Annotated in this window: 16 protein-coding genes; 6 read left to right on the top strand and 10 right to left on the bottom strand. The window is 71.3% G+C overall.

Annotated features, from left to right (window positions below; genetic code table 11):
- Positions 1 to 257: 257 nt before the first annotated feature.
- The 9 genes from ACZ6RT_RS32915 to ACZ6RT_RS32875 form a co-directional block, all read right to left on the bottom strand.
- Positions 258 to 710, bottom strand: a complete 453-nt coding sequence (locus ACZ6RT_RS32915) for a MerR family transcriptional regulator (protein ID WP_470157765.1) — start codon at positions 708 to 710, stop codon at positions 258 to 260.
- On the bottom strand, positions 707 to 1039 hold the full coding sequence (locus tag ACZ6RT_RS32910) for a hypothetical protein (protein WP_399185527.1): 333 nt from the start codon (positions 1037 to 1039) through the stop codon (positions 707 to 709). Before ACZ6RT_RS32910 ends, ACZ6RT_RS32915 begins: the two co-directional genes overlap by 4 nt.
- 225 nt (positions 1040 to 1264) lie before the next feature.
- On the bottom strand, positions 1265 to 2023 hold the full coding sequence (locus ACZ6RT_RS32905; protein WP_399185525.1) for an SDR family NAD(P)-dependent oxidoreductase: 759 nt from the start codon (positions 2021 to 2023) through the stop codon (positions 1265 to 1267).
- Between the two features lie 15 nt (positions 2024 to 2038).
- Positions 2039 to 3289, bottom strand: coding sequence for an MFS transporter (locus ACZ6RT_RS32900; RefSeq protein WP_470157762.1), 1251 nt, complete (start codon positions 3287 to 3289; stop codon positions 2039 to 2041).
- 103 nt (positions 3290 to 3392) lie between these two features.
- Positions 3393 to 3974 (bottom strand): TetR/AcrR family transcriptional regulator, encoded by a 582-nt coding sequence (locus ACZ6RT_RS32895; RefSeq protein ID WP_399185523.1) that lies wholly within the window; start codon positions 3972 to 3974, stop codon positions 3393 to 3395.
- Between the two features lie 94 nt (positions 3975 to 4068).
- On the bottom strand, positions 4069 to 5160 hold the full coding sequence (locus ACZ6RT_RS32890; RefSeq protein WP_470157760.1) for a hypothetical protein: 1092 nt from the start codon (positions 5158 to 5160) through the stop codon (positions 4069 to 4071).
- The gene (locus ACZ6RT_RS32885) at positions 5157 to 5675 is read right to left on the bottom strand and encodes a SigE family RNA polymerase sigma factor (protein ID WP_399185520.1); all 519 of its coding nucleotides are present in this window, start codon (positions 5673 to 5675) and stop codon (positions 5157 to 5159) included. The genes ACZ6RT_RS32890 and ACZ6RT_RS32885 overlap by 4 nt, the downstream gene beginning before the upstream one ends.
- 237 nt (positions 5676 to 5912) lie before the next feature.
- Positions 5913 to 6497, bottom strand: coding sequence for a GNAT family N-acetyltransferase (locus ACZ6RT_RS32880; protein WP_399185519.1), 585 nt, complete (start codon positions 6495 to 6497; stop codon positions 5913 to 5915).
- Between the two features lie 19 nt (positions 6498 to 6516).
- Positions 6517 to 6822 carry a hypothetical protein gene (locus ACZ6RT_RS32875; RefSeq protein WP_470157758.1) on the bottom strand — a complete coding sequence of 102 codons (306 nt, stop codon included), beginning with the start codon at positions 6820 to 6822 and terminating at the stop codon, positions 6517 to 6519.
- 19 nt (positions 6823 to 6841) lie between these two features.
- Between ACZ6RT_RS32875 and ACZ6RT_RS32870 the strand changes: the two genes are divergently transcribed.
- Complete coding sequence (locus ACZ6RT_RS32870; protein WP_399185518.1) at positions 6842 to 7579, top strand: phosphotransferase family protein; 738 nt, start codon at positions 6842 to 6844, stop codon at positions 7577 to 7579.
- Positions 7580 to 7646: 67 nt separating this feature from the next.
- Positions 7647 to 8168: a hypothetical protein gene (locus ACZ6RT_RS32865; protein WP_470157756.1), complete on the top strand. Its 522-nt coding sequence runs from the start codon at positions 7647 to 7649 to the stop codon at positions 8166 to 8168.
- Between the two features lie 441 nt (positions 8169 to 8609).
- Here the strand turns inward: ACZ6RT_RS32865 and ACZ6RT_RS32860 are convergent, their stop codons facing one another.
- Positions 8610 to 9035 (bottom strand): MarR family winged helix-turn-helix transcriptional regulator, encoded by a 426-nt coding sequence (locus ACZ6RT_RS32860; RefSeq protein ID WP_470157754.1) that lies wholly within the window; start codon positions 9033 to 9035, stop codon positions 8610 to 8612.
- A gap of 141 nt (positions 9036 to 9176) precedes the next feature.
- On the opposite strand from ACZ6RT_RS32860, the gene ACZ6RT_RS32855 reads away from it, so the two are divergent.
- From ACZ6RT_RS32855 to ACZ6RT_RS32840, 4 genes are all read left to right on the top strand, one after another.
- Positions 9177 to 10259, top strand: a complete 1083-nt coding sequence (locus ACZ6RT_RS32855; RefSeq protein WP_470157752.1) for an alkene reductase — start codon at positions 9177 to 9179, stop codon at positions 10257 to 10259.
- A gap of 18 nt (positions 10260 to 10277) precedes the next feature.
- The gene (locus tag ACZ6RT_RS32850; protein ID WP_470157750.1) at positions 10278 to 11105 is read left to right on the top strand and encodes an NAD(P)H-binding protein; all 828 of its coding nucleotides are present in this window, start codon (positions 10278 to 10280) and stop codon (positions 11103 to 11105) included.
- Between the two features lie 43 nt (positions 11106 to 11148).
- Positions 11149 to 12021 (top strand): zinc-binding dehydrogenase, encoded by an 873-nt coding sequence (locus ACZ6RT_RS32845; protein ID WP_470157748.1) that lies wholly within the window; start codon positions 11149 to 11151, stop codon positions 12019 to 12021.
- A 440-nt stretch (positions 12022 to 12461) separates the two neighbouring features.
- Positions 12462 to 13604: a pentapeptide repeat-containing protein gene (locus ACZ6RT_RS32840; RefSeq protein ID WP_470157746.1), complete on the top strand. Its 1143-nt coding sequence runs from the start codon at positions 12462 to 12464 to the stop codon at positions 13602 to 13604.
- The last annotated feature ends 88 nt before the right edge of the window (positions 13605 to 13692 follow it).

The following is a 13692-nucleotide window of genomic DNA, read 5'->3' as shown; positions in this document are numbered from 1 at the left end:
ACCGGAAGAACGCCATGAAGATCATTTCACACATCTCGGCGGCCGGTGACACGCGACCGCCCGCGCACCCCCGCCCCGCCGTCCCGGCCCGCGGGACACGGCACCCGCCCCCCGGAAGGCGTCCCCGCCGGTCAGGACCCTCCAGGATCCGACTCCGGAAGGCGTCTCCGCCGGTCAAGGCTCCCCGGGATCCCCCGGGAAGGCGTCTTTGCCGGTCAGGACCCTCCGGGATCACCCTCGGAAGCCGTCCCCGCCGGTCAGGACCCACCGGGATCCGCCCGGTGACCCCCGTCCGCCGGGTCGGGGAACGGCAGGGGGCAGCACGAGTTCGCCGCGCACGCCTCCAGGTCGTCGCACCCGGCGTCCACCGCCCGGATCAGCGTCTCGCGGACGGTCAGCAGGTCCTCGATCCTCCGTTCCACCTCGCCGAGCTTGGCCTCCACGCGTGCCCGCAGGCCGCCGCCCGGCCCGCCCCGGCGGTGCGCGGTCGCCTCGACCAGGTCGGCCACCTCCTCCAGGGTGAAGCCCAGCCGCTGCGCCGCCTTGATCATCCGCAGGACCGTCACGGTCCGCGGCGGGTAGAGCCGGTGCCCCCCGTTGCTGCGCGGCGGCTCTCGCAGCAGGCCCCGCCGGTGGTAGTAGCGCAGCGTCTGCGCGTTGACCCCCGCCGCCTCGGCCACCTCTCCGGTACGCAGCGGGCCCCCGTTCACGACACGTCCCGGGGAGCCGAGGCGATCGCCCGGGCCACCAGCCCGTCGAGCACCCCCGCGTACGCCGCGGGGACCTCCACGTCCACGGTCGACCCGGCGTCGTCCGGCACCAGGGTGAAGGTGAAGAACGAGCAGCAGCCCGTCTCCCGGGCCATCAGGTCCCGTACGGTCTCCCGCACCCGCGCTCCGCCGTCCAGCGTGAGCCGCAGGTGCGTCGCCCCCACGCGTTCCAGCCCGAGCAGCGCGGAGGCGAACAGCTCGTCGAACTCCGCGATCCGCGACGGCCGCTCTCCGGTCGGGAGCGTGCATACGGCCGGCACCCACTCCATGAGCCCTCCCTGCGCCACGCCGCCCGTCCGTCGCGAGCGGCCCTGCCCTCGACGGTAGGCCCGTACCCCGGTACAGGATGCAACCCCCGCGCCCGCGACGGGCGCGGGGGCTCCCGGGGCGCTCGCCGGACTTGCGGAGCGGTCGCCGCCCGTCCGGCCGGAGATCACGGTCCCGGTCCCGGGCCGGGGATCGCGGTCCCGGGCCGGCGGGCGACGGCCGCTCCCTCAGGCGGTGGCGCCCCCGTCGAGGACCAGGTCGTGGCCGACCGCGAATCCCGACTCGGGCGCCGCGAGCCAGAGCACGGCGGAGGCCGCCTCGTCGAGCGACCCGACCCTGCCGATCGGCAGCGCGCCCTTGAGCCGCTCGGCCCGGTCGGCCTCGGTCTCACCGGGCCACAGGGACATGGAGGTGTCGATCGGCCCCGGGCTGAGCACGTTGACGCGGATGCCCTGCCCGATGTACTCCTTCGCGGCCGTCCGGCTCAGCGCGCTCACGGCCGCCTTGGACGCCGCGTAGGCGCCGAGGAACGGCAGCCGCATGTGGGCGCCCAGGTTGGAGGAGGTGTTGACGATCACGCCGCCGCCGTTGCCGAGCATGTGGGCGATCTCGTGCTTCATGCTGAGGAAGACGCCGGTCAGGTTCACGGCCAGCAGGCGGTCCCAGGCGTCCTCGTCCATGTCCGCGAGCATGCCGCCCTCGACGACCCCCGCGTTGTTGAACGCGACGTGCAGGCCGCCGTGGCGCTCCACCGTGGTCGCGACGAGCCGGGCGACGTCCGCGGAGGAGGAGACGTCGGCGGTCACCGCGTCGGCCCGGCCCCCCTCGTGCTCGATCAGCTTCACGGTCTCCTCGAGCGCCGCGGCGCCGCGCCCGGCGACCACCACGGTCGCGCCCTCCCGGGCGAAGGCGAGCGCGGCGGCCCGGCCGATGCCCGAGCCCCCTCCGGTGACGAGGACCACCTTGCCGGTGAAACGTGCTGTCATGATCTTCTCCTTCGATTACCTGGTACGGCGCGGGAGCGCCGAGAACAGAGCGGTGACGACGAGAGCGGCGGCGGCGCTTCGCAGGGCGAAGGCGTAGCCGCTCGACGGGTGGTGTGAGTGAGCGCCCGCGAGGAAGACCAGCACCGCGAGGCCGAGGGGCGGGCCGATCTCCATCGCGGTGTTCAGCAGCCCCCCTGCCAGGCCGCCCTCGCCGTCCCGTGCGTCACGCATGACGGCGAGCGCGGCGGCGGAGAACGTCATCCCCGCCCCGCAGGGGAAGACGACCAGGCCGGCGTAGGGCGCGTCGAGAAGGCTGAGCAGCAGCAGACCGGCGCCCGCGACGGCCAGGCCGACCGCCAGGACGCGGCGGATCCCCAGGCGGGGGACGAGCCGCGCGGCCAGGGGAGCGGACACGAGGACGGCCGGGGCGGACAGCAGGAACGCGACCGACGTCCACAGCGGCGACAGGCCGCGGACCTGCTGCAGGTACAGGGAGAGCAGGAAGAACCCGCTCGCCATCGCCCCGGCGCAGAGCATCACGGCGACCAGCGGCAGGGCACGCCCGCGCAGGAACGGCAGCGGCATCATCGGTGCCGCCGAGCGCCGCTCGACCAGGACGAAGAGCACGAGCAGCACGACACCCGCGAGGACCGTCCAGCCCGGGCGCTCGGCCCCGTGGATCAGCGCGGCCAGCCCGGCGGTCGCCAGCACCGCGCCCGGCCAGTCGATCCGGCTCCTGCGCGGCGGGGGGTCGGCGGGCAGGAGCCTCGGCGTGACGGTCGCCGCGACGGCCGCCACCACGACCGGCACCAGGAACACCCATCGCCACGGCACCCAGGTGGTCACCACGCCGGAGAGCACGATCCCCGCGGTCGCACCGGCGCTGCTCAGCACGCCCCACACCGCCGTCGCCCGCATCCGGCGGCGCGGATCGGGGAACACGACGCCCAGCAGCGCCATCGCCGCCGGCGCCGCAAGCGCCGCACCGGCCCCCTGGGCGAACCGGGCGATCACCAGCACGCCCGTCCCGGGGGCGAGACCTGCCGCGACCGAGGCGAGGCCGAAGACGGCCATGCCGGTGACGAACACCCTCCTGGGGCCGAGAAGGTCCGCCAGCCGCCCGCCGAGCAGCAGCAGCCCTCCGAACGACAGGCCGTAGGCGGAGGTGACCAGCACCAGGTCGGTGTCGTCCCCCCGCAGATCCCGCTGGACGGCGGGCAGCGCCACGGTGATGACCGTGATCGTCGCGATGAGCGTGACCTGCACGGCTCCGAGCAGCGCGAACGCCGTCCTTGAGGCATGTTTTTCTAGACCGATCGTTCCAGTTTCGAGGCATGCGGAAGCGCCTCGCGTCACAGTGATCACTTCCTCAGTCCAGGACGGCCAGCGCCTGCGCGGTGGCGTCGCGCAGCCTGGCGGGGTCGGGGTGGGCACGGCCCAGGACGCGCATGCCCTGCATCATGACCAGCAGGAACCGGGCCAGGGCACGTGGGTCCCTGTCCTGCGGGATCTCGCCCTGCGCGCGCGCCCGGGTCAGCGCCGAGGTCAGCGCGGTCTCCAGGTTGTCCCAGCTCGCCTCGACCCGGCGGGCCGTCTGCGGATCGCGCGACATGACCTCCACGGCCGCGTTGACGACCATGCAGCCGCGCCTGCGCTCGTCGCACAGGGACTCCTCGGCGTACGCCTCGACCAGTGCCCGCACGGCCGGGAGCGCGGGCCCCGGCTGGGAGAGCACCTCGACGACCCGGGGGTCCCTGGTCTGCAGGTACCTCTCGAACGCCTTCACGTAGAGGTCGTGCTTGCCGCCGAAGGTGGCATAGATGCTCGCCCGGGCGATGCCCAGGTGCTCCACCAGGTCGGCCATGGACGTCGCCTCGTACCCCCGCTCCCAGAACAGCTCCAGCGCCTTCTGCAGGGCCGCGTCCGGATCGAACTCCTTGGTCCTTGCCACACCACGGACCCTATCCATACGAGACCGATCAGTCAAATATCAGGGCCGGGGGACGACCGGTCGTCCCCCGGCCGGGAGTTCCAGGCCCTCGGCGCTACGGGATACCCGCCACTCCCGGCAGTATCACGGACGGGAACGTGGCCCGGTAACGGACCAGCCGCCGGGCCTGGCCGGTCCTGACGTCGACCGCATAGGTACTGATCTCGCCTTTCCCGTACACGATCGTGATCTCGGATTCGTTCCGCCACAGGGCGGTGTCGGTGACGCTGCCGTCCTCCGGCAGGCCGCGGATGGCGACCTTGCGCAGGGTCCGCCCGGTCCCGGTGTCGAGAAGGGTGAGCGTGCGCTTCATGAGGTCGGCGTGCTCGAAGGCGGCCACCGTGCGGCCGTCCGGGGCGAGCTCGCTGAACATGATGAACGCGCCGTCGAAGCGCACCGGCGTGCCCCCGCCGGTGACGGGCATCTGCCACAGGTCGGTCTTTCTGTACCGCACCAGCGCGGCGACGCCGTCCTTGACGCCGACCGGCTCGTACACGCCCGGTATCGACACCGTCCTGCCGGTCCGCACGTCGATCAGCACCCCGGGCTTCTTGGTCCCCTCCCGCGGATCGAAGATCACGTAACGGCCGTCGTCGGAGACCACGAGCATGGAGCCCACGCCGATCCGCCCTTCCTTCACCGTGACCGGGGAGACGACCTCGGAACCGCTCACCAGGTCGCGGACCACGTGCGCCTGGGCCCGGCGGCTGTAGTAGGCGAACATGCGCCCGTCCCGGCTGATCGCGGTGGGAACACGCCGGCGGTCGGCGGTGACGGCGAGCGCCTGCGGCACCCGGTAGGTCGTGCCGGAGCGGGTGACCACCCGCCACTCGGCGGCGTCGCAGTCGAGGCCCCCCGCCCCCTGCCTCACCTCGCACTCCGTCAGGTACGCGTGGCTGAGCGGCCCCACCCTGCCGTCCGGGAGGTCGGGCAGCGTGTCCGTCCCGCGCGACGCCACCGTCCCGTTCCCCCGCTCCCCCGGCGGCGTCACGACCGCGGTCGCCATGCCGAGCGCCACGACCGCCGCGGCGACCGCCGCCAGGCCGGTACGACGCCTGCTCCGGTGACCGGTGATGACCCGATCGGCCAGGTCCACCAGGGGAGCCTCGCGGGCGATGTCGTCCAGCGCATCGTGCAGCCTCGTCATCGGGCCACCTCCCTGACCTCGGGATCGGACAGCAGGTACGCCAGTTCGGGCGCGAGCGTGCGCAGGCGGGCCAGCGCGTGATGGACCTGGCTCTTGACGGTGCCCACCGAGCAGCCGAGCGTCTCGGCCGTCTGCGTCTCGGTGAGGTCCTCCCAGAAGCGCAGCACGATCACGGCACGCTGCTTGGGCGTCAGCTTGGCCAGCGCCTGGCGGAGCACGATCCGGTCGAGCGTGGCCTCGTCATGGGAGGCCCCGCGTTCCGGCGGGTCCGCGCTCGGTGACTCGAGACGTGGCCGGCGCCACCAGGAGATGGACTGGTTGACCAGCGCCTTGCGCGTGTACGCCTCGGGGTTGCCGTCCCGGGACAGCTTGGGCCACTTCCCCACCACCTTGATCAGGACGCTCTGCAGGAGGTCCTCCGCGAGGTGGGCGTCTCCCATGAGCAGGTAGGCGACGCGCATCAGCGCCTGCTGGCGGGCGAGCACGAACTCGCGGAACTCGTCGTGATCATTCAATGTGATCTCCCCCTCCCCCGTTGCTAACGCGTCTCATGGGATGAATGGTTGTAGCCCTTCTGTTTTTCCATGAGAAGTCCGCTCCGGTACGTCCGGGCAGGAAACCGGCCCCGATGTCCGCGCGGTACGTCCGGGCAGGAAACCGGCCCCGGCGTCCGCGCGGTACGTCCGGATCGGAGACCGGTCCCGGCGTCCGCGGAAGCGCCGGCTCCGAGGGCCCGCGTCCGGTGATCGGGATCATTCCGGGTTCGGAGGACCCCCGCCGGAGGCCTGGCGATCACCGGCGGAACGGTGGCCGGCGAGCGAGCGGACCGCGTCCGGATCCCAGGTGTACTCGACGGCGGGCAGGTCGAACCCCGCGGGGAAGCGCTGGACGAACTCCCTGGTGGGCCGGCCGCCGAGACGCCGGTAGAAGGCGATCGCGGAGGTGTTGCCCCGCAGCACGCCCAGGTACAGGACCCTGCCCGGATGCCGCGTCGCGGCCCAGGCGAAGGCGTGACGCATGAGCCGGTGACCGATTCCGGAACCCCTGCTCGCGGGCCGGACGTGCAGGTTGTCGAGCAGGACGCGGCCGTCGGCCTGGAGGCCGAGGTAGACGAACCCCGCGAGGACGGTGTCCTCGACGGCCACCAGCAGGCACGGGGGGTGATCGTGTTCCGGAGCGGCGGTGAGGCGCGCGTTCCACACGCTCCTGCGCTCGTCGAGCAGCGGTCCGTTCAGATAGTCGTCGGGCATGATCCCCGCGTAGGCGGTCAGCCAGCTTTCGGCGTGCAGCACCGCGATGTGCTCGGCGTCGTCCCTCGTCCCGAATCTGATGAGCATGGCGTAGAGGCTGGCACGGTCACCGGTGGAGCCGATAGCCGGACGGGAACAGCCCGGCGAACTCGGTCGCGACGCTCGGGGGCGTGTTCAGGTCGACCTCCCCGGCGAGCAGCAGCACCGGCGCGGTGAACGCGGCCGGTGCCGCACGGGTGGCCTCCGGGTCGGAGGCCACCTCGGCGCCGAAGGCGACCGCGGCCTCGGCGTTCCGATGGCCGTCCTGGGCCGCCTGGTATGCCTGGTGGGCCTGCGACCGACGGGCGACGGGCGACGGGACGTGGTCGGCCGCGGAGTCGCACGTGACGAACCCGGCGACACCGATGATCATCCTCGTGATAATGGCGGGCGTGGAAGAGGTCGAGGTCGTCGTCGCCCATCAGGAGCGCGCGACCCTGCGCGTCGGTGACGTGTTCCTGAAGATCGACGCTGATCGGACGCGTACCGACGTGGAGGTCGAGGCGATGGCCATGGCGCCGATCCCCACTCCGGAGGTCCTGTGGCGGAAACCGCCCGTGCTCGCGCTCGCCGCCCTCCCGGGGACGGCGCTCGGCCGCCTCGGCGAGCCGTCGAGCGCGTCGCCGGCGGCGTGGGCCGCGGCGGGTGCCGCCGCACGAATGCTGCACGACGCGCCGCTGCCGCCATGGCCCGGTCGGAGCCTCGACGAGATCGCATCGGACCTCGACGGTGAATGCGAGTGGCTCGTCACGAACGGCGTCCTTCCCGCCGACCTGGTCACGCGCAACCGCCGCGTCGCCGAGGCCGCGCTCCGGCCGTGGGCACCGGTGTTCACGCACGGCGACCTGCAGATCACCCACGTGTTCGTCGACGGTGACGAGCTCACCGGCGTGATCGACTGGTCCGAGGCGAGCCAGGGCGATGCCCTGTTCGATCTCGCCACCTTGACGCTCGGGCACGAGGAGCACCTCGGCGACGTCCTCGCCGGTTACGGCACCGACGTCGACCTCGACGTGATCCGCGCGTGGTGGTCGTTGCGAAGCCTGCTGGCGATCCGCTGGCTGGTCGAGCACGGCTTCGACCCGTCCTCACCAGGCTGCGAGGTCGACGTGCTGAGATCGCGGATGTGAGGTCGCACGAGCCTGACGGCTACGGGTGCCGTTCTGCCGGGCACCGATGCTCGGGCACAATCGCGGGATGTTCGACTTCGGAGTTCCCGGATATCGGCCGGAATGGTTGAGCGGACGTTCGGCGATCACCACCGCTCACGGGGCGAGGCTGGGTCGTCTCGTCGGCCGGCGGCTGACCCGGGCCCTGGTGGTATGGGATCTCGACGAGGACGCCTGGTTCGCCGACTGCCCGATCCTCCTGGACTTCGAGGGCGAACAGGTCGAGATCAACCACTGGAAGTTCGACGAGCTCTCCATCACCTGGAACACCATCGATCCGGCGCGCGCACCGGACTGGTCCGGCTTCCACCTGGCATGGCGTGACGATGCACCGGATGACCTCGCCGCACTGGTCGGACGGCCTTGCTCGGCGGTGGAACTGCTGATGTGGAGGAACGAGCGCCTGGGTGAGGGCCGGATCGTGTCCGTGGGGTTCGGCTTCCCGAACGGTCAGGTGACGATCTACAACGCGCTCGACGAGAACGGCATGGAGTTCACCCCTCCCGGTGACCGCTACGTCCGCTACGGGCTTGGACCATCGCATCCGTAGGCTCTCGGACGACCCGCAGGATCGTCCGCAGCCGCTCGCCACGCCGGTCGCGCCGGGGTTCCTCGCGGTCACCCGGCCGGACAGTTCCAGGGCGACTCCCACGCGCGGCCCTCATGTGAGCCTGGGCACCGTGCGTACCCTGCTCCCATGAACAGAGACGCGCTCGCCCGGCTCCTCAGAGGTCACGCTACGCGGCAGCCGGTCGGCGGATCCGCCACGCCCCGTCGCGTACGCCTGGAAGATCGTGTGCCGCGAGCCGGGGCTGACGGTCGATGAGATGATCGTCCGCCTGGTGGATCGAGTCGAACCGTTCAGCCAGGCCATCGCCCGACTGGTACGGGAGCCGGACCAGGAGGATGGGAACCGCCGCGCTCAGGGCGAGAGCCGCGTTCCCCCACCCGTCCACCGATCAGGTGTCGCCGGTCGCCTTCCCCTGGCACGTCATCCCCGCACCGCCTTCCTCAGCAGCGCCGTCAACTGCGCGCGTTCCGCGGCGGTGAGGTTCGCCGCGGCCGCCCTCGGGAACTCGAAGGACTCCTCGAACGCCTCGTAGAGGTCGTCGCCGTCCGGCGTGCGCACGATCTGCCGGGAGCGCCTGTCCTCCGGGTTGGGCTCACGGCGCACCAGCTCGCGTGCCTCGAGGCGGACGACGATCTGGGTGATGTTGGAGGCGTCGCAGCGCAGTTCCTCGGCGAGTTCCCCCATGCTGCGGCGGGTCTCGACGCGTCCGAGCACGCAGGCGTGGGCGGTGCTGAGCCCGTGCTCGTTCGCCGCGGCCTCCCACGCCTGGTTGTAGGCGTCGACGAAGTCGAACATCGCCTGTTCGACGTCGGTCGCGGCGCTCGCGGGCACGGAGGGCACTGCCATGGAGCGATTGTAGGCCAGGAATTTGAGTCGCTCAAGAATCCGAGATTGCTTGATTGACTCAAGGAATCGTGCCACGATATCCATGAGCCGATCAAGTAATTCTCGTCCGGCCACATCCGCGTTCCTCAGCGAGGAGAAGTCATGAGCACTCTGTTCGACCCGGTGGCGGTGGGCACGCTGCGGCTGCCGTCCCGCCTGGTGATGGCCCCGATGACGCGGAACAGGGCGACCCCGGAGGGCGTCCCCACCCCGCTGACCGCCGAGTACTACGCCCAGCGGGCCGGCGCCGGTCTGATCATCTCCGAGAGCATCCAGCCGAGCGTGCTGGGCCAGGGCTACATCCTGACCCCCGGCCTGCACGGTGCCGAACAGGTGGCGGCCTGGCGCACGGTCACCGAGGCCGTGCACGCGAAGGGCGGCCGCATCGTGGCGCAGCTCACCCACTGCGGCCGGATCGGGCACCCGTCGTTGTACCCGAACGGCGAGCTGCCCATCGCGCCGTCCCCGGTGGTCTCCGGTGAACAGATGATCAGCCTCGAAGGCCCGGTGGACCACCCGACGCCGCGGGAGATGACCACCGTGGACATCGCCGACGCCGTCGAGGAGTTCGCGCAGGCCGCCCGCAACGCCCTGGAGGCCGGCTTCGACGGGGTGGAGGTGCACGGCGGGAACGGCTTCCTGGTGCACCAGTTCCTCGCCGACAACACCAACCTGCGCACCGACGAGTACGGCGGCTCCGTCGCCGGCCGCATCCGTTTCGCCGTCGAGGTGGTGCGCGCGGTCGCCGAGGTGGCCGGCGCCGGCCGCGTCGGCATCCGAGTCTCGCCGGGCAGCCCGTACAACGCCATGGTCGAAGCGGACCCGCTTCCGGTCTACACCGCGCTGCTCGACGAGCTCGCGGTGCTCGACATCGCCTACGTCCACGTCGTCGAGATGGGCACACGCGACCTGACCAAGCAGCTTCGGGCCGCATGGCCGGGCACGCTCATCCTCAACCCGCACGAGACCATGGAGGTCTTCCCGGCCACCGTCGACGCGGCGCAGCAGGCGATGGAGGCCGGTATCGCGGACGCGGTCTCCCTGGGCGTCCTGTGGCTGGCCAACCCCGACCTCGATGTGCGCATCAAGACCGGCGGTCCGTTCAACACCCCGGACCAGGCGACGTTCTACGGCGGCGACCACACCGGCTACACCGACTACCCGACGCTGGCGAACGCCGAATAGGTCAAAGGACCGATGAGCATGACCAGAACCGTCCTTGTCACCGGAGCGCGCGGGAAGACCGGCCGCGAAGTGGTGGCGCAACTCGCCGAACGCGATGACACCGTGGTCCGCGGAGGGTCCTCGCGGAACTCGCAGGAGCCGACAACGGTCCCCTTCGACTGGCGGGACCGGTCGACCTGGCCGAAGGCGGTGGACGGGGTGGACGCGATCCACCTTGGACGCCCGGACGTCCAGGACTCCGCCGAGCTGGTCACACGACTCATCGCCGCCGCACCGGCCGCCCACATCGTCCTCGTCTCCGAGCAGGGCGCGGAGCGGGTCGCGGCCGGCGGCTGGGTGCGGCAGGTCGAAGACGCCGTCACCGGCAACGCGAACCGCTGGACGATCCTCCGCCCGTCGTGGTTCCAGCAGGTGCTGACCGATCCACGCTACTTCCTCGACGCGATCCGCCACGAGCGGGTGATCAGCCTGCCCACCGGCGGCTCGCCGATCGCCTGGGTCGACACCCGCGACATCGCCGCCGTCGCCGTACAGGCGATCGCGGACCCTGCCACCCACCACGCCAAGGCCTACACCGTGACCGGCCCGGAGGCGGTCACCACCGCCGACATCGCGGCGAACATCTCAGCCGCGATCGGCGTCCAGGTCACAGCCACGGTCCCGCCGCTGTCGGCGGCCGTCGCCGGAGCCGCCCCGTGGCTCGCCGAGGTCGTGGGCGACATGTTCGGCCGGGTGCACGACGGGACGTTCGCCACGGTCAGCGACACCGTCGAGAAGATCACGGGACGCGCGCCACGCACGATCGGGGAGTTCATCGCCGAGCACGCCGACCAGTGGCACGGCTGAGATGCGCACGGCCGGCTCGGCGCACACACAGATCGGACAGCGGATGAGAGCACTCGTTCACCACCGGGCCGACGAGCACATGCTGCGCATGGACGGCGCGCCGGTCCCGGAACCCGGCCCGTCACAGGCGCTCGTCCGGGTCGTCGCGTTCTCCTTCAACTTCGGGGAGGTCGCCTTCCGGACGCCGGAACTTCCGGACGGCACCATTCCCGGATGGGACGCGGCGGGCATCGTGGTCACTCCGGCCGCCGACGGCTCAGGCCCGGCGAGCGGAGCACGCGTGGTCACCTTCGGCTGGGCAGGCGCGTGGGCGGAGTTCCGCGCGGTCGACACCGACGAGCTCGCTGTCGTTCCGGACGGGGTGGACCTCGGATCCACGGCGGCGCTGCCGGTCGCCGGCGTCACCGCGCTGCAGGCCGTCCGGCGGCTCGGCCCCCTCCTGGGCCGACGCGTGCTGGTCACCGGGGCGTCCGGCGGCGTCGGCAGGTACGCCGTGCAGCTCGCGAACCTGGCCGGGGCGGAGGTCGTCGCGTCCGTCGGTTCGCCCGGACGCGGCAAGGGCCTGCTCGCCCTCGGCGCGACGGAGGTCGTCATCGGCCCGCAGACCATGAAGGGACGGGTCGACGGCGTGGTGGACAACGTCGGCGGCCGGCAACTGGCGGAGGCGTACCAGCGGCTCTCGTCCGGCGGTGTCGTCGCGGCGGTGGGCATGGCGTCCAAGGAGCCGACCACGATCGGCTTCGAGCAGGCCCGGACAGGCCACGATCGCGGGCGCATCGAGACGTTCAACATCTCCGTACCGCTCGCGGCGACCTGCGGTACCTCGTCCGCCTCGCCGAGCAGGGCCGGTTGGAGATCCCCGTCGGCTGGCGGGGCGGCTGGCACTCCTACGAAGAAGCCATCGGACAGCTGCTGAACCGGCAGGTCCCCGGAAAGGCCGTCCTCGACGTCCAGGAAAGCGACTGAAGAGAGCAGACGAGCAAGAGGTATCAGGAAGAGCTCAAGCGGAAAGCGGTCAAGGCGTTGGCGGGCGGGCGGGCGGGCCACGGTGTGGACGTCCTGCTGAGGGTCTACGCCAAGTGCCTCGACGCGCAGAAAGAGATCGCCGACAAGCGGATCAGTGACGCGCTGACCGCATGAGACGCACGCCGCACGACCAGGGTCCCGGGACACCCTCCGGGACCCTTTGGCATTCCGAGGTTGTTTCGATTCGTTTGTGCCGGCCACGCAGCACACGGTGGTGCGGCTGGAGCCTGCCTGAAGGCTGTCTCGTAACGTCGGCGCTGCCGTGCAGCTTGTCGACGAGACGACCTTTAGTCACGCTGGAGGTCCCGGAAGCCGATCTCTGGTGAGTCCATGAAGCGCTTCGAAGATCACATCCCCCCTCTCCCCGGTCACCCCGTGCGGACGGACAAGATCGCAGGTGTCCGCCCCTCCGTGCTGTCCCGGATCTCGGCTCCCTTCATCCTTGCCGCGCTTCTGGGGCTCGCCGCCTTGGCCGGCGCCGTCTTCCTCCCCCGCTACCTGCTCGCATGGGACCTGGGTACGGCAAAGCCACCGGCCGACTACGCCGCTGCTGTGAACAACATCCGCACGGCCCTGCTTCAGGGCGTCGGAGGCCTGGTGCTCCTGATCGGCGCCTACCTCACCTGGCACCAGCTACAGCTCAGCCGCCACGGGCAAGCCACCGAGTCCTTCGCCTCTGCCATCGCGCATCTGGGCGACCCGAGCGTGGACGTCCGCCTGGGCGGCATCTACGCCCTGGAACGTATCTCCCGCTCCTCCACGACCGACCGCCGGGTCATCGGGGAGATCCTCTCCGCGTTCATCGGCAACCGAGCCCGCGATCCCCAACGAGACATCCAGCACGCACGTCACGCCACCACAGCACCAGGCAGCGCTGTCAACCTTTCCCTCCGGGCCCCTGACATCCACGCGGCACTGACCGTCCTCGGCCGCCGGGACCCGGGCCGGAACCAGGTGCTCCGCCTTGACCGCACGGTCTTGCCCAAGACCAACCTCGCCTCCGCCAGGCTTCACGACGTGGACCTTCATTTCAGCGACTTGGCCGAAGCCTCCCTTGTCGGCGCCGACCTGACCCGTGCGGATCTCACCGGAGTGCGGCTGGCGGGGGCGATCCTTGTCGACGCGGTCCTCTACCAGGCCGACCTGCGCGATGCCGTCCTGACCCGGGCCATCGCCGAGTGCGCCGACCTCCGGGGCACCGACCTGACCAGAGCCGAGCTACGGAACGCCAACCTGCGCGGCGCCCGCCTGGACTACAGCGACCTCCGAGGAGCCACACTGACCGGAGCCGTTCTGACGGGCGCCTCACTGAAACACGTGGTGTTCGACGAGACCACCGTGTGGCCCGACGGATTCGACTTCTCCCACCTCAAACCCGTACGGCGGCGATCGCTCCCGCCCATCCGTCCCAGGACCTACAAGGAGTTCGCGGTCCAGGCGGCAACCGCTGAGAACGACCCTCCAGCCAAGTAGGCCCTGCCGGGGTAGGTATTTATCAATTCAGGCCGGAACTGAGCCGGGCTCAGCCCGGTGAACACCTCGACGAGCTCACGAAGCTCCG

The sequence above is a fragment of the Streptosporangium sp. NPDC050148 genome, assembly GCF_055586505.1.
Note: the sequence above shows the minus strand (reverse complement) of the source record. Positions and strands in the feature narration are given on the sequence as shown.

Coding starts and splice junctions, on each gene's coding strand:
- ACZ6RT_RS32850 (WP_470157750.1), top strand. CDS start 10,278: ATGACCAGAACCGTCCTTGTCACCGGAGCGCGCGGGAAGACCGGCCGC.
- ACZ6RT_RS32875 (WP_470157758.1), bottom strand. CDS start 6,822: ATGATCATCGGTGTCGCCGGGTTCGTCACGTGCGACTCCGCGGCCGAC.
- ACZ6RT_RS32860 (WP_470157754.1), bottom strand. CDS start 9,035: ATGGCAGTGCCCTCCGTGCCCGCGAGCGCCGCGACCGACGTCGAACAG.
- ACZ6RT_RS32905 (WP_399185525.1), bottom strand. CDS start 2,023: ATGACAGCACGTTTCACCGGCAAGGTGGTCCTCGTCACCGGAGGGGGC.
- ACZ6RT_RS32865 (WP_470157756.1), top strand. CDS start 7,647: ATGTTCGACTTCGGAGTTCCCGGATATCGGCCGGAATGGTTGAGCGGA.
- ACZ6RT_RS32890 (WP_470157760.1), bottom strand. CDS start 5,160: ATGACGAGGCTGCACGATGCGCTGGACGACATCGCCCGCGAGGCTCCC.
- ACZ6RT_RS32840 (WP_470157746.1), top strand. CDS start 12,462: ATGAAGCGCTTCGAAGATCACATCCCCCCTCTCCCCGGTCACCCCGTG.
- ACZ6RT_RS32880 (WP_399185519.1), bottom strand. CDS start 6,497: ATGCTCATCAGATTCGGGACGAGGGACGACGCCGAGCACATCGCGGTG.
- ACZ6RT_RS32910 (WP_399185527.1), bottom strand. CDS start 1,039: ATGGAGTGGGTGCCGGCCGTATGCACGCTCCCGACCGGAGAGCGGCCG.
- ACZ6RT_RS32845 (WP_470157748.1), top strand. CDS start 11,149: ATGAGAGCACTCGTTCACCACCGGGCCGACGAGCACATGCTGCGCATG.
- ACZ6RT_RS32855 (WP_470157752.1), top strand. CDS start 9,177: ATGAGCACTCTGTTCGACCCGGTGGCGGTGGGCACGCTGCGGCTGCCG.